At 57.8% G+C, this 22,169-nt stretch carries 19 protein-coding genes; 10 read left to right on the top strand and 9 right to left on the bottom strand.

The annotated features are described in order from the left end of the window. Window positions 1–48: 48 nt before the first annotated feature. From Mag101_RS16365 to Mag101_RS16375, 3 genes are all read left to right on the top strand, one after another. The gene (locus Mag101_RS16365; protein ID WP_077407476.1) at window positions 49–1,191 is read left to right on the top strand and encodes a murein hydrolase activator EnvC family protein; all 1,143 of its coding nucleotides are present in this window, start codon (window positions 49–51) and stop codon (window positions 1,189–1,191) included. A gap of 208 nt (window positions 1,192–1,399) precedes the next feature. Next, window positions 1,400–2,797 carry a S41 family peptidase gene (locus Mag101_RS16370; protein ID WP_077408406.1) on the top strand — a complete coding sequence of 466 codons (1,398 nt, stop codon included), beginning with the start codon at window positions 1,400–1,402 and terminating at the stop codon, window positions 2,795–2,797. 269 nt (window positions 2,798–3,066) lie between these two features. Further along, the gene (locus Mag101_RS16375; protein WP_077407478.1) at window positions 3,067–3,309 is read left to right on the top strand and encodes a DUF6316 family protein; all 243 of its coding nucleotides are present in this window, start codon (window positions 3,067–3,069) and stop codon (window positions 3,307–3,309) included. An 86-nt stretch (window positions 3,310–3,395) separates the two neighbouring features. Here the strand turns inward: Mag101_RS16375 and hisF are convergent, their stop codons facing one another. The 4 genes from hisF to hisB all read right to left on the bottom strand — a co-directional run bounded on the left by hisF (window position 3,396) and on the right by hisB (window position 6,391). Further along, window positions 3,396–4,166 (bottom strand): imidazole glycerol phosphate synthase subunit HisF, encoded by a 771-nt coding sequence (hisF, locus tag Mag101_RS16380; protein ID WP_077407480.1) that lies wholly within the window; start codon window positions 4,164–4,166, stop codon window positions 3,396–3,398. Between the two features lie 17 nt (window positions 4,167–4,183). Then, complete coding sequence (gene hisA, locus Mag101_RS16385; protein WP_077407482.1) at window positions 4,184–4,927, bottom strand: 1-(5-phosphoribosyl)-5-[(5-phosphoribosylamino)methylideneamino]imidazole-4-carboxamide isomerase; 744 nt, start codon at window positions 4,925–4,927, stop codon at window positions 4,184–4,186. 213 nt (window positions 4,928–5,140) lie between these two features. Then, window positions 5,141–5,785, bottom strand: coding sequence for an imidazole glycerol phosphate synthase subunit HisH (hisH, locus tag Mag101_RS16390; protein WP_077407484.1), 645 nt, complete (start codon window positions 5,783–5,785; stop codon window positions 5,141–5,143). Between the two features lie 18 nt (window positions 5,786–5,803). Continuing rightward, the gene (gene hisB / locus Mag101_RS16395) at window positions 5,804–6,391 is read right to left on the bottom strand and encodes an imidazoleglycerol-phosphate dehydratase HisB (protein WP_077407486.1); all 588 of its coding nucleotides are present in this window, start codon (window positions 6,389–6,391) and stop codon (window positions 5,804–5,806) included. Between the two features lie 153 nt (window positions 6,392–6,544). Between hisB and Mag101_RS16400 the strand changes: the two genes are divergently transcribed. The 5 genes from Mag101_RS16400 to Mag101_RS16420 all read left to right on the top strand — a co-directional run bounded on the left by Mag101_RS16400 (window position 6,545) and on the right by Mag101_RS16420 (window position 13,418). After that, window positions 6,545–6,835: a hypothetical protein gene (locus Mag101_RS16400; protein WP_077407488.1), complete on the top strand. Its 291-nt coding sequence runs from the start codon at window positions 6,545–6,547 to the stop codon at window positions 6,833–6,835. Between the two features lie 113 nt (window positions 6,836–6,948). Then, window positions 6,949–9,195: a TonB-dependent receptor gene (locus Mag101_RS16405; RefSeq protein WP_077407490.1), complete on the top strand. Its 2,247-nt coding sequence runs from the start codon at window positions 6,949–6,951 to the stop codon at window positions 9,193–9,195. Between the two features lie 276 nt (window positions 9,196–9,471). Next, window positions 9,472–9,954, top strand: a complete 483-nt coding sequence (locus Mag101_RS16410; RefSeq protein ID WP_157520462.1) for a DUF6795 domain-containing protein — start codon at window positions 9,472–9,474, stop codon at window positions 9,952–9,954. Between the two features lie 25 nt (window positions 9,955–9,979). Continuing rightward, a complete protein-coding gene (locus Mag101_RS16415) occupies window positions 9,980–11,140 on the top strand; it encodes a lipase family protein (RefSeq protein WP_077407494.1) in 1,161 nt (386 codons plus the stop codon). A 142-nt stretch (window positions 11,141–11,282) separates the two neighbouring features. Beyond that, window positions 11,283–13,418, top strand: a complete 2,136-nt coding sequence (locus Mag101_RS16420) for an AsmA family protein (protein ID WP_077407496.1) — start codon at window positions 11,283–11,285, stop codon at window positions 13,416–13,418. Between the two features lie 93 nt (window positions 13,419–13,511). Here the strand turns inward: Mag101_RS16420 and Mag101_RS16425 are convergent, their stop codons facing one another. The 3 genes from Mag101_RS16425 to Mag101_RS16435 are packed head-to-tail and all read right to left on the bottom strand — an operon-like array spanning window position 13,512 to window position 16,488. Beyond that, window positions 13,512–14,555, bottom strand: a complete 1,044-nt coding sequence (locus Mag101_RS16425; RefSeq protein WP_077407498.1) for a phosphotransferase — start codon at window positions 14,553–14,555, stop codon at window positions 13,512–13,514. A 15-nt stretch (window positions 14,556–14,570) separates the two neighbouring features. After that, window positions 14,571–15,776 (bottom strand): acyl-CoA dehydrogenase family protein, encoded by a 1,206-nt coding sequence (locus Mag101_RS16430; RefSeq protein ID WP_077407500.1) that lies wholly within the window; start codon window positions 15,774–15,776, stop codon window positions 14,571–14,573. A gap of 16 nt (window positions 15,777–15,792) precedes the next feature. Continuing rightward, the gene (locus tag Mag101_RS16435; RefSeq protein WP_198040017.1) at window positions 15,793–16,488 is read right to left on the bottom strand and encodes a histidine phosphatase family protein; all 696 of its coding nucleotides are present in this window, start codon (window positions 16,486–16,488) and stop codon (window positions 15,793–15,795) included. A gap of 147 nt (window positions 16,489–16,635) precedes the next feature. Here Mag101_RS16435 and Mag101_RS16440 point away from each other — a divergent pair, with 147 nt between their 5' ends. Beyond that, the gene (locus tag Mag101_RS16440; RefSeq protein WP_077407504.1) at window positions 16,636–17,529 is read left to right on the top strand and encodes a LysR family transcriptional regulator; all 894 of its coding nucleotides are present in this window, start codon (window positions 16,636–16,638) and stop codon (window positions 17,527–17,529) included. A gap of 113 nt (window positions 17,530–17,642) precedes the next feature. On the opposite strand, the gene Mag101_RS16445 is transcribed toward Mag101_RS16440, so the two are convergent. Together Mag101_RS16445 and Mag101_RS16450 are read right to left on the bottom strand one after the other, a co-directional pair. Next, on the bottom strand, window positions 17,643–20,096 hold the full coding sequence (locus tag Mag101_RS16445) for a hypothetical protein (protein WP_077407506.1): 2,454 nt from the start codon (window positions 20,094–20,096) through the stop codon (window positions 17,643–17,645). Next, window positions 20,096–20,701, bottom strand: coding sequence for a hypothetical protein (locus tag Mag101_RS16450; protein WP_077407508.1), 606 nt, complete (start codon window positions 20,699–20,701; stop codon window positions 20,096–20,098). Before Mag101_RS16450 ends, Mag101_RS16445 begins: the two co-directional genes overlap by 1 nt. Window positions 20,702–21,042: 341 nt before the next feature. Here Mag101_RS16450 and mutY point away from each other — a divergent pair, with 341 nt between their 5' ends. Continuing rightward, window positions 21,043–22,164, top strand: coding sequence for an A/G-specific adenine glycosylase (mutY, locus tag Mag101_RS16455; protein WP_077407510.1), 1,122 nt, complete (start codon window positions 21,043–21,045; stop codon window positions 22,162–22,164). Window positions 22,165–22,169: the final 5 nt, after the last annotated feature.

Below are 22,169 nucleotides of genomic sequence, written 5' to 3' on the forward strand. Positions count from 1 at the left end.
AGGATGCCCGCGACGCGGGCAATCCCAAATGCGAGAAAAGCAGAGACGATGAAATTTCCCCGGTTTATCTTCGCCGCACTGTTGTCGTTCGCCCTGGTGCCAACCTGCTTTGCGCAAGCCACCGACGAAGAACAGCAGGCGCGGCTGGCGGAAATCAAGCAGCGTATCGAAACCCTGCAACAGGAACTCAATCAGGTTAAGAGCGATCGCGACCAGCTACTCAGGGACCTGGAAACCAATGAGAAAGACATCTCGGAACTGCTGCAGCGCATCGACAAGATCAAGTCAGACATGCAGAGCCGCGGTGAAAAACTGCAGGAGCTAAAGCAGGAAGAAAAACAGCTCGAGGAATCCCGCCGAAGTATGCAGCGGCGGGTCGAGCAGGAAGTCGCCGCCGCTTACCGACTCGGTCGCCAGGAGCAGGTCAAACTGCTCCTCAACCAGCAAGATCCCCAGCACATCGCCCGCCAACTCCGCTACTACGACTACTTCCTCCAGCAACGCAGCCGCGTGATCGACGACTACGTCAGCACCCTCGACCAACTCTCTACCGTCAGTACCGGCATCGAACGGGAACGCAATACCCTCGCCCGTGAACGCGACCAGCTGGAAGACAAACGCCGTGCGTTGGTGAGCGCGCAAAACAAGCGCCAGCGCACCCTGGATAAACTCGCCAAGCAACTGGCCAGCAAGGGCGGCGAACTCGACCAGCTGCATAGCGACCGCAGCCGCCTGCAGCGCCTGGTGGACGAAGTGGGCCGCGCCATTGCCACCCTGATCAACCCGAGCGACCAGACCCCCTTCGCCAAGCAGCGCGGGCGTATGCAGTGGCCGACGAAAGGCCGTCGCGCCAACGCCTTCGGCCAGCGCCGCGCCAATGGCATCACCTGGACCGGTGTCACCCTGCGCGCCAATGAGGGCAACCCGGTGCGCGCTATTCACCGCGGGCGCGTGGTATTTTCCGATTACCTGCGCGGCCAGGGCATGCTGATTATCCTCGATCACGGTGACGGCTATATGAGCCTCTACGGCCAGAACCAGTCACTGACCCATGCGGTGGGCGAGTGGGTAGAGCGCGGTGACACCATTGCCAAGGTGGGCAATACTGGTGGCGCCAGTCAGTCGGGCCTGTACTTCGAAATTCGCCGCAACGGCAAACCCCAGGACCCTACCGCGTGGTGTCGGGGATAACTTCCGACACCCCTTTTACGACGCCGCCCACCGCCACTTCCTCTAGCATATTTTCCTCTGCATTTTTATCCCGCCGCACGCACCCCAGTTCGAATCGCCGCCAAGTTGAAAACCCCGGGTTGGCCCCGGGTCTACAATTTCACATGGAACATCACGAGTAGTAGCCGCGATTTAGACAGTAACGATAAATGCCAAGGACGTGCAGATTATGTTCACCCCCAAAATGCTGACCAGCCTTCTCGGCGTGGCAGCACTCACCGCACTGCCGCTGATGGGACTCAGCCAGGGCGACTCCGAAGAACGCGTATCGCTGGAGGCAGAATCCCGCCTGCCGCTGGAAGACCTGCGCAGCTTTGCCAAGGTGTTCGAGCAGATTCGCCGCGGTTATGTGAAAGAAGTCGATGACAGCACTCTGCTGGAGTTTGCCATCAAGGGCATGCTGCAGGGGCTGGACCCACACTCCTCCTATCTCGACAGCCGTTCGTTTACCGACTTGCAGGCTAACACCACCGGCGAATTCGCCGGCCTTGGTATCGAGGTAGGGGTCGAGGATGACTACATCACCATCATTACCCCTATGGACGACACCCCTGCGGAACGCGCCGGATTGCGCGCCGGGGATGTGATCCTGCGCCTCGCGGGCAAATCCATGCGCGGCGTAAGCCTGGACGATGCAGTGGAACAGATGCGTGGCCCGGTGGGCTCTTCCGTAACCCTGACCATCGGCCGCAAGGGACACAAGCAGCCATTCGACGTGACACTGAAGCGCGACAAGGTACGCGTGTACAGTGTGCGCGGCGAGATGCTGGAAGACGGCTACGGTTATCTCCGCATCAGTCAGTTCCAGCTGGACACCGGCGGCGACCTGATGCGCGCGATGAAAAAACTCGACAAAAAGGGCGAACTGAAAGGCCTGATACTCGACCTGCGCAATAACCCCGGCGGCGTGTTGCAGTCTTCCGTCGAGGTGGTGGATGCGTTTCTGGAAGAGGGACTGGTGGTCTATACCGAAGGCCGCAATGACGCGTCCAATCTGCGTTACTCCGCAAGCCCGGGCGATGTGACCAAGGGCGCACCGTTAGTAGTCCTGATCAACGACGGCTCCGCCTCCGCCGCGGAAATTGTGGCCGGCGCACTGCAGGACCACCGCCGCGCGGTAGTGATGGGTACCGACAGCTTTGGCAAAGGCTCGGTACAGACGGTTATTCCGATCAACGATGACCGTGCCATCAAACTCACCACCGCGCTCTACTTCACCCCCAAAGGCCGTTCTATTCAGGCCCAGGGCATCAAGCCGGACATTACCGTGGAACGGGTACAGATCACTCGCATGGAAGGGCGCTCACGCTCGACCGAAGCGGATCTGGCGGGCCACCTGGACAATGGCAACGGCGGTAAGGAAAGCGGTTCCCAGGATCGCAAACGGGCCAAGGCTGAAAAAGAAGACTGGTACAGTCGCGACAATCAGGTATTCGAGGCACTAAATGTGCTGAAGGGCCTGAACCTGTATGTGCGCCGCACACCAGTCGACCGCGATGCGGACCAGGCCACCGCCGAGGCGGAGCCCAAGGACAAGGTTGCTCAGGTTAATCCGGAAGATCTGTAGAGCGATTTTCCATAAGGGTCTTGGGAGAAAGACTCAAGAGAAAGACTCAGAAGAAAAACTCAAGAGAACTGTATATACCTGAAAAGTTCTGCCAAACAACGGTTCTGAAAATTAAACCGGCGCCCCTGCGATTTGATGCGGCTACCCAGTAGCTAAACTTATTTCAGGAACGCCGGTTTTCTATTTTGGATGGCTCTGTCAGTGGACGTCCGTTGCGGACTTGTGCTGAACCTGCGCCTTCCAGGCCGCAAAGTAGTAACGAGGTAGTTATGCAGTATCGTAGTGGCGAGCAGGACACCCCTATACCCGTACGCTCAGACCGTTTTTACAAGCTCGGTGACGATTGGTATTTCAATGTGCGTGGCGGCAAGGCATTTGGACCCTTCCGCTGTAAAGAGGAAGCGGAAAAAGCGCTGGATGAATTTCTGAACCCGGCGCAGGACTACACGGGCAACGTCCGCCCATTCGGCAGCCTGCGCGCGCGGCGCTGGCGTCGCAACCACAAGCTCTGAGCACGAGCTTTGCGCAACACCATGGCCAAATAAAAAAAGGGTCGCACCCCTGCGGGTGCGACCCTTTTTTATTCGACGGCGGCGAACTACAGTCGCATTTCGATTCCCGCGTCCTGCATAAAGGCTTTGGCTTCGCCCACGGTATATTCACCGAAGTGGAAGATGCTCGCTGCGAGTACCGCATCAGCGCCACCCTGCAACACGCCGTCTGCCAGGTGCTGCAGATTACCCACACCACCGGAGGCAATCACCGGTACTGACACGGCATCGGAAATTGCGCGGGTCAGCGCCAGGTCAAAGCCGTTTTTAGTGCCGTCTCTGTCCATGCTGGTCAGCAGGATTTCGCCGGCGCCGTAGCTGTCCATTTTCTTCGCCCACTCCACCGCGTCGATACCGGTGGGCTTGCGTCCGCCATGGGTAAAGATTTCCCATTTAGGCTCCTTGTCATTACCCACCTGCTTGGCATCAATCGCGACGACGATGCACTGGCTGCCGAAGCGGTCGGCGGCTTCACGCACGAAGTCCGGATTGAATACCGCGGCGGAATTGATCGCGGTTTTATCCGCTCCGGCGTTCAGCAGGTTGCGGATGTCCTGCAGCTCGCGCACGCCACCGCCAACGGTCAGCGGGATAAACACTTCCGTAGCCATTTTCTCCACGGTGTGCAGGGTGGTATCGCGCCCTTCATGGGTGGCGGTAATATCGAGGAAGGTGACTTCGTCGGCACCGGCTTCGTTGTAGCGACGGGCGACTTCTACCGGGTCACCGGCATCGCGGATGTCGACAAAGTTAACGCCTTTGACGACGCGACCGGCGTCGACGTCGAGACAGGGGATAATGCGTTTGGCGAGGCCCATGGTCGGTTCCCGATAAGTTATTTGGTCCAGTTGTCGCACAGTTCCTGTGCTTTGCGCAGGTCGAGCTTGTCTTCGTAGATGGCTCGGCCAGTAATGGCACCGAAGATTTCGGTTTTGTCGTCGCCGGCTTTCAGCAGTTGTTCGATATCTTCGATGCAGCTGACACCGCCGGAGGCGATGATGGGAATCTGCACGGCGCGGGCGAGATCCATGGTGGATTCGAGGTTCACGCCCTGCATCATGCCGTCGCGGGCGATGTCGGTGTAGACGATGGCGCTCACGCCACAGTCCTGGAACTGCTTGGCCAGTTCGGTGGCCTGCACGTCGGAGACTTCGGCCCAACCTTCGGTGGCAACGAGGCCATCTTTGGCGTCGAGGCCGACGATGATGTGGCCTTCAAATTCGCGGCAGGCTTCTTTTACCAGCTTGGGGTTCTTTACGGCGGCGGTGCCAATGATGGTCCAGCTGACGCCCGCTTCCAGATACCATTCAATGGTTTTGAGGTCGCGGATGCCGCCACCGATCTGGATGGGGAATTGCGGGAACTGGCGGGCGATGGCGTTGACGGCGTCGCCGTTAACGGGGTTGCCGGCAAAGGCGCCATTGAGGTCGACGATATGCAGGCGTTTGGCACCTTGGCCGAGCCAGTGTTCGGCGGTGGCAACCGGGTCGTCGGAGAAAACGGTAGCGTCTTCCATTTCACCTTGGCGCAGGCGCACGCACTGGCCGTCTTTCAGATCAATGGCTGGGATTACGATCATTGAATTCACTTCCTGTTGATTGACCCGGGCCCGCCTCGTTCTGAATTGGCCCGGTGGCGGCGGATCACCTGGTGCAGGATTTCAAAACCGCTGTGAATACATCCCTGTAAGCTGCGTCGGCAACATCCCTGTTGCCGACGCTTTTGAAATCCTGCACCAGATGCTCCGCCTTCGCATCTAGTTATGTACTTCGTTAGCAATTACCGCGGGCTATTAAGCAACACCGTTCCAGCCAACAAAATTTTTCAGCAACTGCATACCCGCATCCGCACTTTTTTCAGGGTGGAACTGGGTAGCGAAAATATTGTTCTTGGTAACCGCAGCCGCAAAGGGCACACCGTAATCGGTCTGGCCGGCAACGGCATCGTTGTTTTCGGCGGGCACATAGTAGCTGTGCACAAAGTAGAAGCGGCTACCGCTTTCAATACCATTCCACATGGGGTGGTCGATGGTCGGCTTTACGCGGTTCCAGCCCATGTGTGGGACTTTCAAACGTTCGCCGTTTTCGTGCAGGTCCGTGCCGAAGAATTTCACCGGTTGCGGGAAGATACTCAGGCAGTCGACGCCGCCGTTCTCTTCGCTCTGCGACATCATGATCTGCATGCCCACGCAGATACCCAGAATGGGCATGCCAGATTCGATGCTCTGGTTCAGCAGCGGCACGAAGCCCGGGCGGATGAAGCCTTCCATACAATCGCGGATGGCGCCTACGCCGGGAACGATCAGACGGTCAGCGCCTTCGGCTTTTTCCGGTGTAGTGGCGAGGACGACCTGGTCATCGGGTGCGACCTTTTGCAGTGCACTGGCCACGGAGTGGAGGTTGCCCATGCCGTAGTCAAGGACGACGATCTTTTGCATCTTGAGCAGTCTCCTGGCTTACAGCACGCCCTTGGTGGAGGGCATGGCGCCTTCCATGCGCGGGTCCGGGGTCAGGGCCATACGCAGGGCGCGGCCGAAGGCCTTGAATACGGTCTCGATCTGGTGGTGGGCATTGAAGCCGCGGATGCAGTCGATGTGCAGGGTCACCAGCGCGTGGTTTACGAAGCCCTGGAAGAATTCGTAGAACAGCTCGGTATCGAAGTTGCCGATGCGCTTCTGGGTGAAGGGCACGTTCATGGTGAGACCCGGGCGGCCGGAGAAGTCGATGACCACGCGGCTCAGAGCTTCGTCCAGCGGGACGTAAGCGTGGCCGTAGCGGGTCATGCCTTTCTTGTCGCCGATGGCCTGGTTGATGGCCTTGCCGATGGTGATGCCGATATCTTCCACGGTGTGGTGGTCGTCGATGTGCACGTCGCCGTCACAGGTGATGTCCAGGTCGATCATGCCGTGGCGGGCAATCTGGTCCATCATGTGCTCGAGGAATGGAACGCCGGTGTTGAATTTGCCGGTACCTTTGCCGTCGAGGTTGAGGCTGACCTGGATCTTGGTTTCCAGAGTGTCACGGTTGACGCTGGCGGTGCGCATAGGGACTACATCCTTTATTGCGAGGTGGGGATGACCCGCTCGGCCGGCCCCAGAGGATAGATGGCGCGGATTATACGCCCAAATGAGGCGAAATTTGGGGGATAGTCTCAGATGTAACTTGATTCACCCCAAAGATCAAATATCATACGCGGCATGAACCTATGTCCCCGCCACAAGACCCCCGTCTGGGTCAGCCTATGCCTGCTGTTTGCGCTGATACTCGCGCAACCGGTAGCGGCGGAGCATATTCACATCGAAGATCGCGCGCACCAGCTGTGCGACCTGTCTAACAATCACGCCCCCGCCCTCGGCGGTAGTGATTTCACTTTTGTTTCTGACGACCTCGCACCGCTTTATATTGAGCAGCAGGCCCCAGCAGCACTCGACTGCCAACCGGAACGTCAGTCCGCCCGCGGGCCGCCCGCAATCCTGTCTCTTAGCTGATCTCTCTGTTGCCAAGCCGCCGTTACCTGGCCGCCGGGCGACCTAATAACGCTTATTTTTCGGGTGCCGGCCTCTTGGGTGGCCGCTGCCTGTGTTCGACAGGATAAAAAACAATGTACCGAGTAAACACTCTGGCGCTGGCCGTTGCCTGCGCGCTGTCTTCTGCTGCCTACGCTCAAAACGACACTGACAACAACGAAAACCTGGAACTGGTGAATGTCACCGTTTCCCCACTGGCCAAGCCTGCCGATGTGGTCGCCGCCCCGGTTTCTATCCTCACTGGTGAAGAACTGCGCCAGCAGGCCGCCGGCACCCTGGGCCAGACTCTGGCCAACCAGCTGGGCGTCGCCAACGCCTCCTTTGGTAGTGGCGTTGGCCTACCGGTAATCCGCGGCCAGAGCGCCAACCGCGTACGCGTACTGAGCGACAACCTGGACGTATCCGACACCTCCAACACCTCATCTGACCACGCCGCCAGTATCGAACCCCTGCTGGCCCAACGCATTGAAATCCTGCGCGGCCCGGCTGCCCTGCGTTACGGCAGCGGCGCCATCGGCGGGGTGGTGAACGTGCTCGACGGCCGTATCCCCAGCGAAGTACCGGAAGAAGTAGAAGGTGCTTTTGAGCTGCGTCACGACAGCGGCAACAGCCAGGATGCCGGTGTTTTTCGCCTAAGCGGTGGGACCGAGCGCCTGAACGGTGGCGCGGGCCAGCTGGCCTGGTACCTGGACGGCGTGTATCGCGAGAACGGCAACACCCAGATCCCGGGCGAAGCCATCGTGCATCACGAAGAACATGAAGAGCACGCCGACGAAATGGCCGGCGAAGCCCATGAAGAGCACGAGGAAGAATTCAACACCGACGGTTTCGTGGGTAACACCAATGCACGCGCCAGCAGCTACAGCGGCGGCCTGTCCTGGATCACCGACACCGGTTTTGTGGGCTTCTCCGTAAACCAGCTGGACAACAACTACGGTATCCCGCTGGGCGCACATGAACACCACCACCACGAAGAAGAGCATGAAGGTGAAGAGCTCGCCGAAGAGCATGAAGAACACGAAGAGGGCGCAGAAGCCGTACGCATCGCCCTGCAGCAAACCCGCTACGACCTGAAGGGTGAGCATCGCTTCAACAGCGAATACTGGGAAAAGCTCAGTGTGCGTCTGGGCTACAACGACTACGAGCACGTTGAGCTGGAAGAAGGCGTCGAAGGCACCCGTTTCACCAATAAGGCCTGGGAAACCCGCGTAGAAGTGACCCACGACAACGGTGGCCTGTGGCGCGGTGCTTACGGTCTACAACTGAGCGACAAAGACTTTGCCGCGGTAGGCGAAGAAGCGTTTGTTCAGCCGAGCAAAACTCAGAGCATCGGCGTGTTCACTATGAAAGAACGCACCTGGGGCGACTGGCACCTGGATCTGGGCGGCCGTCTAGAACAGGTCACCATGGACCCGCAGGAAGGTGCATCCCAGGACTTCAACCTGTTGGGCCTCAGCGGCACGATCCAGTACTTCCTGGCCGAGCACCAGCACCTGAGCTTTGGCCTGACCCATGCCGAGCGCGCACCGGTGGCCGAAGAGCTGTTCGCCGATGGTGAGCACCTTGCGGAAGCACGTTTCCTCGAAGGCGAAGAAGACCTCGATAAAGAGAACTCCTTCAACCTGGAGCTGGGTTACCACCACCACAACGAAGGCGCCTCCGGCTGGCACGCGCTGCAGGTGGAAGCCAACCTGTTCTACAACCGTGTGAGCGATTACATCTACGCCGCCAATACCGGTGAGTTCTTCGAAGAAGGTCACGAAGAGGGCGAAGTACACCTCGAAGAGGAGCACGAAGAAGAAGGTCTGGCGATTTACGGCTACACCAACCGCGATGCGGTCTTCTACGGTGCGGAAGCTTCCGTGCGCTACCCGTTCGCCGGCGGCCACTACGTAGAGCTGTTCGGTGACAGCGTGCGCGCCAGCTTCACCAGCGACCTCGAACTGCACCACGAGGAAGAGGAAGAAGAAGGCCACGAGCACGAAGAGATCGTCGACAACAGCCGTGCGGTTCCACGTATGCCGCCGCTGCGTGTTGGCCTGGCCTTCGGTGGCAACTACGACCAGTGGAACTGGCAGCTGCGCACCACCAAAGCGTCTGCACAGGAACGTGCCGGTGCCTTTGAAGAGGGAACCGAGGGCTACACTCGCATGGACCTGACCGCGCGTTACAACCTGAACATCGGCGGCAACGATGCCGTTCTGTTCGCCAGCGCGCGCAACCTGCTGGACGAAGAGATTCGTCAGTCCACTTCTCTGCTGCGCGACTTTGCCCCAGAAGCCGGACGCAGTGTTGAAGCGGGCGTACGCTTCCAGTTCTAAGCTGTAAGTTCTCAGCTCAGGACTGCGGCATACGCCGCAACCGAAGCACCATGAAAAATGCCCAGCAGGGAAACCTGCTGGGCATTTTTATTTTACGGCAACTCAAATACCAAACCCACTCGCTTTACAACACCCAAAACGCTCAATGCAGTGCGAATAATTGGTTTTTTGCAGCACGTAAGTACCAGTTAAATTCCTTTTCAACACCACTCTCGACAAGCCCATTTTTCCGCTTTAAATTGTCCGCTCAAACAAAAAATCACGGACGAACAATCAGTGCAAAAAATTATTATCATTTTAACAATGGCGCTGATCATTCTTGCCTTACCCTGGCCCGGAGCTGCCATGTCGAACCTGAACCCACTTAAAGCGTGCACCTTCTCCGAAATGCAAATCTCGCTGTTCTTCGATGGTAAGCCGGCAACCGGCGCGAAAATCACCCGCACGATTGAATGGCGCAAAGAGCACATTGATGAATTTACCGCCGATGGAAATGGACAGGTCACACTTCCTGCAGAGTTTGAAAATTACTACCTGAAATTTTTCCCGATGGAATTTGTTTCGGCACAGTTTCTGACCGTTCAATATGAAGGGAAGGAATACGAAATCTGGAACTACGCCAAGCGCAACACCGAACTGAATAGCGAGATGGATGGTGAGCCGCTAAAACTATCCTGCGAACTCACTAGTGAATCCATAACAACGAGAGCCTTCGGGTCCATTCTTGGCACCCGCTGCACATTGCCACAAGAAAGCTAATAATTTATGTCGAAAAGGATTTCACATGGCTCAGCTTACCCCGGAACTCAGTGCAAACATTGCGAATGACATCTATCTGATTACAAACCAGAATACTCGAAAATTATTTTTCGACCTGTATTCAGATCAGTTCACATTCAAAGAAGACGCCAACCTACAGGGCAAGACCGGCGCATTCATCCTTCTCAAAAAAGAACAATCACTGGGTCTGGCGGCGACTGGAATCAAGCAGCGCAAGGGTGAAGCGCTGATTGCATTGAAGGGAACTTCCAACGGCTACGACGGGCTTACCGACCTGAATGCGGGCCTGAAGCAATTTAATACTGGTGGCTTCGTCCACCAAGGTTTCTATTACGCCTTTCAATCGTTTTTACCGGAGCTCGATCAGTTTCTTGCGAACCTGCCCCCAAATATCCACACCATCCACTGCGTAGGCCACAGCCTGGGCGGTGCACTCGCCACCCTGGCAGCCGACTACCTGAAAGCCAAAAGCGGCTGTGCGGTAAATCTGTATACTTTCGGCAGTCCGCGCGTTGGGCTGAGCCTATTTTCCGAGAGCGCCCTGCGTCGCCTCGGAGAGAAAAATATTTTCCGTGTATACCACCGCACCGATCCGGTGCCGATGGTACCCACTTGGCCATTTATTCACGTACCCAACGGCGGTCTTGGTGACTTGCTTTTGAATTCGAGCGTGGCACTCAATCCGATCGAATATCACAAAATGGAAAACTACATCGGCTCCCTGTCGGGCTCCGAGGTAAAACACAACTGGGAACTGGTGCGCAAGAAGCGCCCGCCTGCCCCCATCACCCGCAGCATCGAGAGCTGGTTGAAGTCCGACGGCCCACTGTCGCTCACCCTGAATACCGCCTGGGTTGCGGCGGAAGCGGTTATGTGGGTGTTGAAGAAGGTGGTGGAGCTTACCGGAATTGCGCTCGTGGTCGGCGGCGGCACCACCTTTACCCTGCTCGACCAGATGGCAATTTTCCTGAAAAAGGCCTACGACTTTGGCAAAAAAGTCTCTTACTGGGTCACTCGCCTGCTGGTGCGCCTTGGCAAGCTGATCGGGATCACCGTAAGTAAAACCGTTAACATCACTGCAGCACTGATTCGCGGCATCTTCATTCGTATGCACAACGCCGTTTCCGAGCTGGTGTTGCGTGCCGGGCGGAACGTGAAACATTAGGCACGCCATCATCGCAATTTGTAGCTGCTGGTTTCATTTCTAACCAGCAACTGCTTCAATAGTCGCATCCACGGCGCCGGCAAAATCACGTTTGTCTGGCGCCGCTTCCCCTGCCTATTTTTGCTTTAAGGATGCGCTCTGTATGGCCTGGATCAAACGCGGACTTATCACCCTCGTTGTTCTCTTTGCACTGTTTGCCGGTACTGTCGCCTGGTTCCTCTCCGGTCTCGATGCCAATCAGTACAAACCCAAGATTGTGCAGCTGGCTGCCGATCAGGGCGTTTCCCTGACGCTGGATGGCGATATCGGCTGGCAGTTGTGGCCGAATATTGCACTCAAGCTGGAAGGAGTGAAAGTCGCGCCACTGGCCCTGCCCAGTGAATCCCTGCTGCAGGCGGACAAGGTCGCCGTTGGCGTGGGACTGATGCCACTGCTCAACAAGCGTATAGAAGCCCAGGAAGTCGTATTGCTGGCTCCACAGGTCGCCCTCACCGTGGACCAGAACGGTAAGGGCAACTGGGAACTGATTACCGAGGCCATGGAGGCGAAAGCGCAGCAGGATGCCAAGCAGCAGCGCGAAACCCCGCCCACCCTGGATATCCCCCAGCAGGAAGCCGCACCCAGCGCCGGACTAGAGCTGGCACTGCAAGAGTTGCGCTTGGAAGATGGGGTACTGCGCTATACGGATAAACAGAATGGCAGCGAATACTCGATCAGCGAATTGGATATTAGTGCTGACAATCTGATACCCGGCGGCAAGCCCGGCGATGTGCAGCTGAGCGCGAAACTTGCCGGCAGCGACTTACCACAGCCGGTGGAGCTAAATATTCACAGCAGCCTCGCGATTGACGAGGGGCTTAATGGCCTGCGCCTGCAGCCTGCCACTATCAAGCTCACCAGCGGCGACGATGCCAGTGCGGAAGTGTACCTGCGCGGTAACGTACGCAGAGCCAAGGCCGACGCACCCTGGCAGATCCAGTTGAACCTGAAGGTAGATGTAGCTCCTATTTCCGGCTGGCTGGCTGCCGTGGGCAGCAGCTACAAGCCACAAAGCACCAGCGCGCTGCAGAAACTGAAGATCGACACCGACGTCACCGGTAGCGACCACCAGATGAATATGCAACCGCTGGAACTGGTGCTCGACGAGCATACCTTTACCGGCAGCGCCAGCTATCAGGCCGCTCTTGATAACAGCAAAGGGGCAAACGGAGCCAAGGGCGTGCCCACTGTCTCACTGAGCCTCAAAGGCGGCGAGCTGAATGTGGATGACTACCTGCCACCGCCTGTGGCCACGCCAGAACAGGATGAGCTCAGTGCGGATATTGCCGCAGCCAAGCCGGTACCACTGCCACTGGAGGCCATGCGCGGCTTCAATGCCAAGCTGGATCTGACACTCAACAAATTGCACGCGCTGGATTTCGATATCGACAAACCCGAGCTCGCCATCAACGTGCAAAATGGCCTCTACCAGCTGAACAAACTGGCGGCCGGTGTATACGGCGGCACCCTGAACAGCACCGGGGTATTCAATGCCCGCGGCAATTCTGCGCGCGGCGAACTGAGTGGCGGCCTGAGTGGGGTGGAGATTTCCAAGGTGCGGGAAGCGCTATTCGCCAGCGACGAGCCCCAGACAGCCGACCAGAACAAAGTCACCCTGTCCGGCAAGACCGACCTCACCTGGGTAGGCCAGACTTCCGGCGCAGACACCCAGGCCCTGCAAAAGAACCTGCGCGCTGCGGTACAGCTCAACTCACAGGAACTGGCACTGGCCCCGTTCAATCTAGAGAAGGGCATGTGTCAGCTGGTGAGCTATGCGGAGAAAACGCCGATGCCGGAGCGCGAATGGCCCGCACAAACCCGTATGCAGGACCTGCGCGCCAGTGTGAATTTAAATGGTGATGTAGCCAAGGTAGATGGGATCAATGCGGGCATTGAGAACATCGCGCTCAGCGGTGATGGCACCATCAACCTGGAACAGCAGGATTTTGATTTTGCCCTAGGCCTGGCACTGGTCGGCGAGAGAACTTCCGGCAATGGCTGCTCCGTGCAGAACTCCCGCTGGCGCAACCGCCCACTGCCGCTGCGCTGCAAGGCGAAGTTTTCCGAGGCTGGCGCCACCACCTGTAAACCGGACAGTCGCCGTCTGGATGACCTGATTCGTGAAGAATTGAAATACAAGGCGCAGAAGAAGTACGGCGACCAGCTGGAGGAGAAATCCGAAAAGCTGCGCGACAAACTGAAAGACCGCTTCAAGGGTCTGTTTAATCGCGGCGACTAAAATACCAAGTAGACGGTAAACATAAAAAAACGGGGCCTAGAGCCCCGTTTTTTATTAACCGTTGTTGCTGCCTTCTTTTACTAATTTCCTTGCCTAGCCTTCCTTCTGAATAATATCCAGCGCCAGCATCGCCAGCGGCTCTACAAAGGCACCCACCTTTGCCGCCTCCTTGCTGGACGCATTGCCGCTCTGCGCGCGCTTCGCCACACCCTGGGCAATCGCCGCCAAACGGAAAAAGCTGAACGCCAGATAATAGGTCCAGTACTCGATGCGCTCGATACCCATGCGCTCGCAGTACATCGCTACATACTCCTGCTCTTCTGGAATACCCAGCGCCGCGCGATCCACTCCCATCAGGCCGGAGATGGTTCCGGTACCACCGGGCATGCGCAGCTGCATGCACTGGTAGGCAAGGTCGGCAAACGGGTGGCCGAGTGTGGATAACTCCCAGTCCAGTACCGCAATGACTTTCGGCTCCTGCGGGGCGAATACCATATTGTCGAGGCGGTAATCCCCGTGCACCAGGGACACGCGGCCATCATCTGCCGGCTGCGCCTCGCCAAGCCAGCCAATCAGCTTCTCCATGGCTTCGATTTTATTGATCTCGGATGCGCGATACTGGCTGCACCAGCGGTCGTACTGGCGTGCGAAGTAGTTACCGGGCTTGCCATAATCGGCGAGACCCGCCGCTGCAACCTCCACACTGTGCAATTCTGCCAGCACCCGGTTCATTTCCCGGTACATTGCGGTGCGCGCAGTGTTATCCACCTCCTGCAACTGGGCATCCCAGAAAATGCGCCCCTCCATGTGCGACATCACATAGAACATGGAGCCGATCACATCGCGGTCTTCGCACAGGTGGAAAACTTCTGGCACCGGTACGGCGGTGTTTGCCAGCGCCTTAATTACCCGATATTCACGGTCTACCGCGTGGGCGCTTTTCAACAGTTTGCCCGGGGGCTGGCGGCGCAGTACATAGGTGCGCTCGGGGGTTTCCAGTTTGAACGTCGGGTTCGACTGGCCACCGGAAAATTTGCTCGCTGTTACCGGCCCGCTGAAGCCATCAATATGTTCGGCGAGATACTCTGCCAATAGCGCTTCGTCTAACTGCTCAATGGTTTTTTTTGTATCACTCACAATATCCCCTCCCCACTACGCGCTATAGGCGGCAGCAATGCCCCGCCCCAGTTGCATCATATGCACCTCATCGGGGCCATCGGCGAGCCGGATAATCCGCGCGTAGGCATAACCCCGCGCCAGAAAGAAGTCCTGCCCCAGGCCGGCCGCACCGTGAATTTGGATCGCGCGGTCGAGGACGTTGCAGGCCATTTGCGGCGCGACGATTTTGATCATTGCGATCAAATCCTTTGCGCCTTTGTTACCTACCTTATCCATTCGGTCGGCGGCCTTCAGGGTCAGCAGGCGCGCCTGCTCGATCTCACACTGGCTTTTCGCCAACACCTCACGCACACCACCGTGCCGCGCCATCACCCGGCCAAATACCTCGCGCTCGCTAGCCCGCTTGGCCATAGTCTCCAGCGCGCGCTGCGCCACGCCAATCAGACGCATACAGTGATGAATCCGGCCCGGCCCCAAGCGCCCCTGGGCAATTTCAAAACCGCGGCCTTCACCCAGCAGCATATTAGCCGCGGGCACCCGCACGTTGTTGAATTTAATTTCCGCGTGACCTTCCGGCGCATCGTCGAAACCGAACACCTGCATGGGGCGAATCACTTCCACCCCGGGAGTATCCATGGGCACCAGGATCATGGACTGCTGGCGATAACGATCCGGATTTTCCGCATCGGTTTTGCCCATCACGATCAGAATTTTGCAGTGCTGGTTAGATGCACCGCTAATATAAAACTTGTGACCATTGATTATGTAGTCATCACCATCGCGCACAATCGAGGTTTCGATATTCGTGGCGTCGCTCGAGGCAACCTTGGGCTCAGTCATGGCGAACGCCGAGCGGATATCGCCATTTAACAGCGGCGCTAGCCACTGGGCTTTTTGCTCCTCGGTACCGTAACGTGCGAGCACTTCCATATTGCCGGTATCCGGCGCGCTGCAGTTAAACGCTTCCGAAGCGATCAGCGAGCGCCCCATCAGTTCCGCCAGCGGCGCATATTCCAGATTGGAAAGGCCCGCGCCGTGTTCAGACTCGGGTAAAAACAGGTTCCACAACTCGGCGGCCTTGGCTTTCTTTTTCAGCTCCTGCATCACCGGCGGTGTATCCCAGCGGTGTTCCTGCACCTGCTGTTCGTACAGAGTTTCCGCCGGGTAGATATGCTCTTCCATAAACTGCTGCACCCGCGCCTGCAGCTCCTTTACCTTGTCGGAATAATCAAAGTCCATGGTGCGTCGCCTCGTGTTATGCGTAAGTTATGGCGTCCTGGCGCTCGGGGTGCTCCAGGTGCGGTGTATGGTTAAAGGAGTGCAGGCTGACCGAATCACGGCCGCGCTGTGCCTGAAAGAAAAAACGGCTGAGGGAAGTATTGCGAGTCTGCATATTGAGCTGCACCACCGTTTGCGAAGGCGCGCTCAACACCAGTCGGGTGAGCATGGAGATGGTACCGCCGGAGCTGACCACCAGTGTGCGGCCATCGGCCTCGGCAATAATGTCCATGCCCCGTTGCACACGCTGCTCGAATGCGGCCCAGCTTTCCTCGACCTGGATCTCGCCATCGATCCACGCGTGCATCGCATCCTTCAACACACGGAAAAAGACACGGGCATCGGCGCCGTCCTGCGGGCGCCGCTCCGGGTGCTTGCGTATAAAGGCACCCATCACCTGCTTGAACTGAAATTCATTCAGCTCTGGGAAGCTTTCCAGTGCCGGCGTTTGCAGATCCTCGCCTGGCCCACCTTGCATCCCCGCACAGATAGCCTCGGCGGTTTGCCGGTGGCGCAATAGGTCGCCACACAGGATGCGGTCGAAGCCGGTGCCCTGGCGGAGAAAGTGCTCACCCAGCCAGCGGGACTGCTGCTCTCCCAGCGGGGAAAGCTGGTCGTAGTTGTCGCTGCCAAGCGATGCCTGCCCATGCCGTACAGTAAAAAATTCTGCCACCGGAGCCTCCAGTCGCCCGTCAATCGATGAATGCCATTGACGCAATGTAGCGCAGGGATTTTAATCATTAAAATCAATTGTTCTGATAAGCCGACATTCACATCGGTTATAGGCAGAACGCATACCGCCAGCGTACGTACACGAGATATGAACCCCCACCGCATCGACCTGAACCTGTTCGTGGTGATCGACACCATCTACCGGGAACGCAACCTGACCCGTGCCGCAGAACAGCTGCACCTGACCCAGCCGGCGGTGAGTAACGCGCTGGGCCGCGCCCGAGAGGCACTGAACGACGAGCTGTTTGTGCGCACGCCGCAGGGTATGCAGCCCACGGTGTTTACCGAGGCGATCATCGCGCAGGTGAAGAGCGGGCTGCAGCAGCTGCACCAGAGCGCCACCTCCAATGTCACCTTCGACCCGGCCAGTGCGGAGAAGACCATCCGCCTCAGTATGAACGACCTCACCGAGACCATGTTGTTGCCGGCCCTGGTAGAGAGGCTGCAACAGGCGGCGCCGAATATGCAGGTGGAGTCTTACAATGTGCCGCGGGAACAGCTGGAGCGGGAACTGGCCAGCCACAGCCTGGACTTCGCCATCGACGTGCCCATCATGGGCAATACCCAGTTGCAGCAGCACCCCCTGGGCAAGGACCACTTCGTGTGTATGCTGCGCCGCGACCACCCTCAGATAACCGACACCCTGACGCTGGACGATTACTTGGCACTACAACACATCCACATTTCCAGCCGCCGCTCCGGCCCGGGACTGGTGGACCTGCAATTGAACAAGCTCGGCCGCCGCCGCAAGATCACCCTGCGCGCCCAGCACTATCGCATCGCGCCAATGATTGTGGAAACTTCCAACCTAGCCCTCAGCGCCCCCAGCAGCTTTGCCAGCCGCTACAACGTGGACTGCTTTGACCTGCCCTTCCCGGTGCCCAAAATCGAGTCCTGTTTGCTGTGGCACAAAAATGCGGAGCAGGACCCGGCGCATCAGTGGCTTCGGGATTTAATTATCGAAACTCTCGATGCTGGATAGTTGCGGGATAGATGCCAGTTAGACGCCTGATAAACGCAACAAACGGTATGTTTCTGCACAAACAAAAAAAGCCCGCCATAAGGCGGGCTTTTTATTTTGGAGCTACCTGAAACTTAGTCGTTCAGGTGCGCGCAGCGACCAAACTCTGCGCCGTCCTTTATTTCAGCAATCAGCTGATTGGGGAACTTCACTTCGCGGTCTTCACCGCCGTCACACACGAAGGCAGTTTCCATATCCACAGCGAAGGTGATGGTCGCGCCAGCCAGGTTAGCCATCATCTGGTCACCCTTGCCACTCAGCGCGAGCGGGTTGTCCGCCGGCCACTGGGAAGCTTCCACCACACCCTGCTTGTTGAAGAAGTCACGGGTATTGATCCAGCCGACGTCCTTCAGGTAAACCGCGCCGATAAAACCGGTGAAGAAGGAACCGGCGCGGCCAACCAGTACGGTACCGTCTTCGTTCATATCGGTGGGCATTACACGGATCGGGCCGAAGTAGCTCTGGACAAACTCAGGCCCGAAACTCGGGTTGGTGCACAGGTTGCCGAGGAAGAAATGGTTGTAGTCCATATCCTCACACCAGGTCAGGCCACCAATATCTTCCAGCGCATCGGTCTTGGTGTTCCACAGTTTGACGCCGGTGTCTGTATCCAGCGCAACAACACTACCGTCATGGTTCATGGCGGTTGAGTTGCGGGCACCAAACTCGGTGAACAGATCGCGGAACTGGCCATCGATCCAGGCAACCTGCTTGTAGGTGCTGGAACCGGTAATCACGTCGCCGGAACCGGAAATGCGATCGGCGCGAACCCACTGCACGTAGCCCGGTAGATCGTAAGACAGCTCTTCGATTTCCCCGTGCTTGTTCCACTTCACCGGAACAATTTCACCGGCACCACTGCGCTGACAGGAACCATCCCCATCGACATCTTTGTAGGCCAGACCAACAATGGTGTCACCAGTGTCGTCCATATCCCACACGGTCGCGCTCTGCACACCAGCGCTGCCGGAACCACCACAGCTGTCACCGGTGAGGTCCTGCATCGGCGTCAGGTGATGGCTACGCAGATTCCAGATCGCCGGGTTTTTAATGCCGTTGCCGTCCAGGTCCGCAGTCACTGCCGCCTTGGTGGCATTTTTGTTCATCTGGCCGCCACTGGAACTCAGGCTCACTTCGGGATGCAGCTCGAAGCTTTCCTGCACCGCGTCGTAAATAAACGGAGTACCGCCGCCCGCAGTACCCAACGAGCGCTGGCCGTTTTTGGCCATATCGGTGACGAACGCTTCGACTAGTGGCGTGTACTGGATACCATCTTCATAGCCGTTGAAGTACATCTCGACCTGCTTGGACTCGCCAGCCTGCAGTACGATCGGCGTCACATCACAGGCAGCATCGAGCGCAGGGTTACTGCTCTCACCTTCGTTCCAGTATTCCGCTTCGGAAACGATTGCGGTCTGGCGCGTGGGGTAGCCGCCCGCCTTGATGGTGTCGGTATACAGCACGTAACGCGCACCCGGCTGCAAGCCATTGATGGTGAACGTGCCATCCGGACCAACCAGGCCCTGAGTCTGGTTACCGGACTGCTGGGTAATGACGTCGTACATCGGGTCATCGAGGTTACGCGCAACCATGTTGATACCGGAGTACTCGGTGGAGCCGTCCTTCAGGTACAGGGTACCGGTGATGGAACCGTACTGAGTTCTGTAGGCATCGGTTGGATACAGGTCCGAAATATTTACGATGTCGTCGCGCACGCTGATCATCGCCTGCTGGCGACCCTGTTCGCCGCGCACATTAATGAACGGGAACATGGTTTCAATGGTGTCGGCTGCCGGCGTCGGGAAACCGGTATACCGATTGACGTTGCTACAACCCGGCACACCATCGTAGTAAGGACGGTAGCCGGCGGCCATGTAGCTGAAATGTCCATTGGCCTGCGAGTGCGACATATTAATCGCGTGGCCAAATTCGTGGGTGAACACGCCCGCGACCATTTCACCATTGGTATCGTTAACGTCGACAAACCAGCCGTTCATCAGCGCGGTGGCTTCGGTAATTTCACCGGTCTCTTCGTCGGCCCATTCCGGGAAAGCGATACCCAGTACGGCACTTTTCGGCACACCGAAATACTGCTCGAGGATTTGTCCGTCGGTATCGTAATTCACCCAGAAACCGTAGCCGTTTTCTGTGGCGTAAATCTGGCCAACATTGGTTTCGTTAACGTCGGCAATACCGGTCTGCTCTTCGATGGTGCCCTGGATGCTCATGCGCAGGGTTGATGTTTCTACGTTGGACCATTCGGCAACGGCTTTGGCGGTAATCGCATTGGCCTGGTCGATACTCAGGAACACGGTACCGTCGTAGTCCACGGTAAAGGCCTGGGCTTCGCCGCCATCTTTGGTCGGCGTCATCGGGCCGCCGTCGGTGTATACGGGGATATCACCCTTGCTGGTATCCCACTTGTACGGCTGCATGGTCGGTTCGTGAATGTAGAGCGGGCCGCCAGCCTGAGCGCCTGCCGCAATAACCGCGAGGCCGATAGCGAGATTCAGTTTTTGCAATTTCATTACTTCGTCTCCTCTACCAGTTTGCCCACGTAACCAACGAATACAGCGGAGCTGACAGCGCCCGGGTTGGTAAGCATATTCTGCTCTTCTGGCGTCATGCCCGCGGTGTCCATATCGTTGAACAAGCCAAAGTTGTTGAACGCGTTCGCCGCTTTGTCTTCGGTAATTACGAATTTACCCTGTGCCATACCTGCGGTGGTCTGGAAACCGGTCACGCCGGCTTTTTTGTACATGAAGGCCACAACTTGTTCGCCTTCATTCCACTTGGCGAAACCTTCCGGGGTAACACCGAGGTAAACCTTGCCATTACCCATGGAGCGCGGCTTCAACAAACCAAACTGGCGAAAGGTGTATTCGCTGTCTTCTGCAACTTTCTTTTTTGCATCGCTACCAACGCGAATGGTGACTTCGGTGAACGGGAGACCGTCCTGGAAGCCGTCGGTTACTTTGGTGACGTTACCCATAAGGATGCTGTCGGATGCAACGACGAGCTCCTTGAGGTTCTGGTTTTTGAGTTTCATGGCATGCGCGGTGGTCGACAGCGCAAGCGCTGCGACAAACGCCGCCAACCAGGAAATGCGCGAGAAGAGTTTCCCTATTTGCATAAGTGTTCCCCGAAGGTGGTTATTTTTATCGGAATAACCGGACAAGCAATTTGTCCGGCAGTACGGTTACCCGGTTAATTAACCACAAGCGAGGAGGGAAGAGTGGGCGCGCCCCGGAAAACGGCTCGAATGTGACAGTGTGTTACCTTGCGGGTAATCGAGTTTACATTTTTGTTGTGAATTTATTCACAGAAACGCTCCCGGGGCTGGCCAGCAGAGCGCGGCCCGTAAAATACATGACTCAGCAGTTACGCAGCTTGCGTCTGAAACCGCTGCAGCTGGCAACGGGACCTCTGATACACTCCACCCACCCGAGGTAACTAGCCCCCAATACCGAACCCATGCCCAATTCCGCGTCCGCAACCATTTCCCCGAGCCAGTTCCAGCGCACCCTGCTCAAGTGGTTCGACCAGCACGGCCGTCACGACCTGCCGTGGCAGCAGGACATCAACACCTACCGGGTGTGGGTATCGGAGATCATGCTGCAGCAGACTCAGGTAGTGGCGGTTATTCCCTACTACCAGCGGTTTATGGAGTCCTTCCCCACGGTGGAAGCCCTCGCCGCCGCCAGCCAGGATCAGGTGCTGGCCCACTGGAGCGGCCTCGGTTACTACGCCCGCGCGCGCAACCTGCACAAATGCGCGCAGACCGTGGTCAACGAACACAATGGCGAATTCCCCCGCAGCGTCGAGGCCCTCGCCGAACTGCCCGGCATCGGCCGCTCCACTGCCGGCGCCATCGCCAGTATCAGCATGGGGCTGGAAGCGGCGATTCTCGACGGCAACGTCAAACGGGTACTGGCGCGTATGCACGCGTTGGAGGGCTGGCCCGGGCAGACCGCCGTGGCCAAGGGCCTGTGGGAGATCGCCGAGCAGTACACCCCGGCCAAGCGCACCGGCGACTACACTCAGGCGATGATGGACCTGGGCGCCACCCTGTGCACCCGTTCCAAGCCCGCCTGCGAGCGCTGCCCCTTTGCCAAGCACTGCGTGGCCCACGCCCAGGGCAACCCCACCGATTACCCGGGCAAAAAGCCCAAGAAGGAAAAGCCGGTACGCCAGACTACCCTGTTGCTGATCGAACACGACGGCGAGCTGTACCTGGAACAGCGCCCCGCCAGCGGCATCTGGGGTGGCCTGTGGATACCGCCAGAGCTGGAGGGGGACGACGGTGGTGAAGCCAGCGCGCAGGAATGGCTGGCGGCACAGGACCTGGACGCCAGCGAGCTGCAGGCCCTGCCACCCATGCGCCACACCTTCAGCCACTTCCACCTGGATATCCACCCGGTGTGGATAAGTCTGCCGCGCAAGCCCGATCAGGTAGCGGAAGGAGCCAGCGGCTGGTATAAACTGCGCCAGCTCGACCGGCCCCGATCCGGACAGGATCTCGGCCTGCCGGCGCCCATCGCCAAGCTGGTCAAACAATTAACGGCCATGCGCGCCCCACTATTGGCACCCTGTTAGGAGAA

The organism is Microbulbifer agarilyticus (genome assembly GCF_001999945.1).
GTDB lineage: Bacteria > Pseudomonadota > Gammaproteobacteria > Pseudomonadales > Cellvibrionaceae > Microbulbifer > Microbulbifer agarilyticus_A.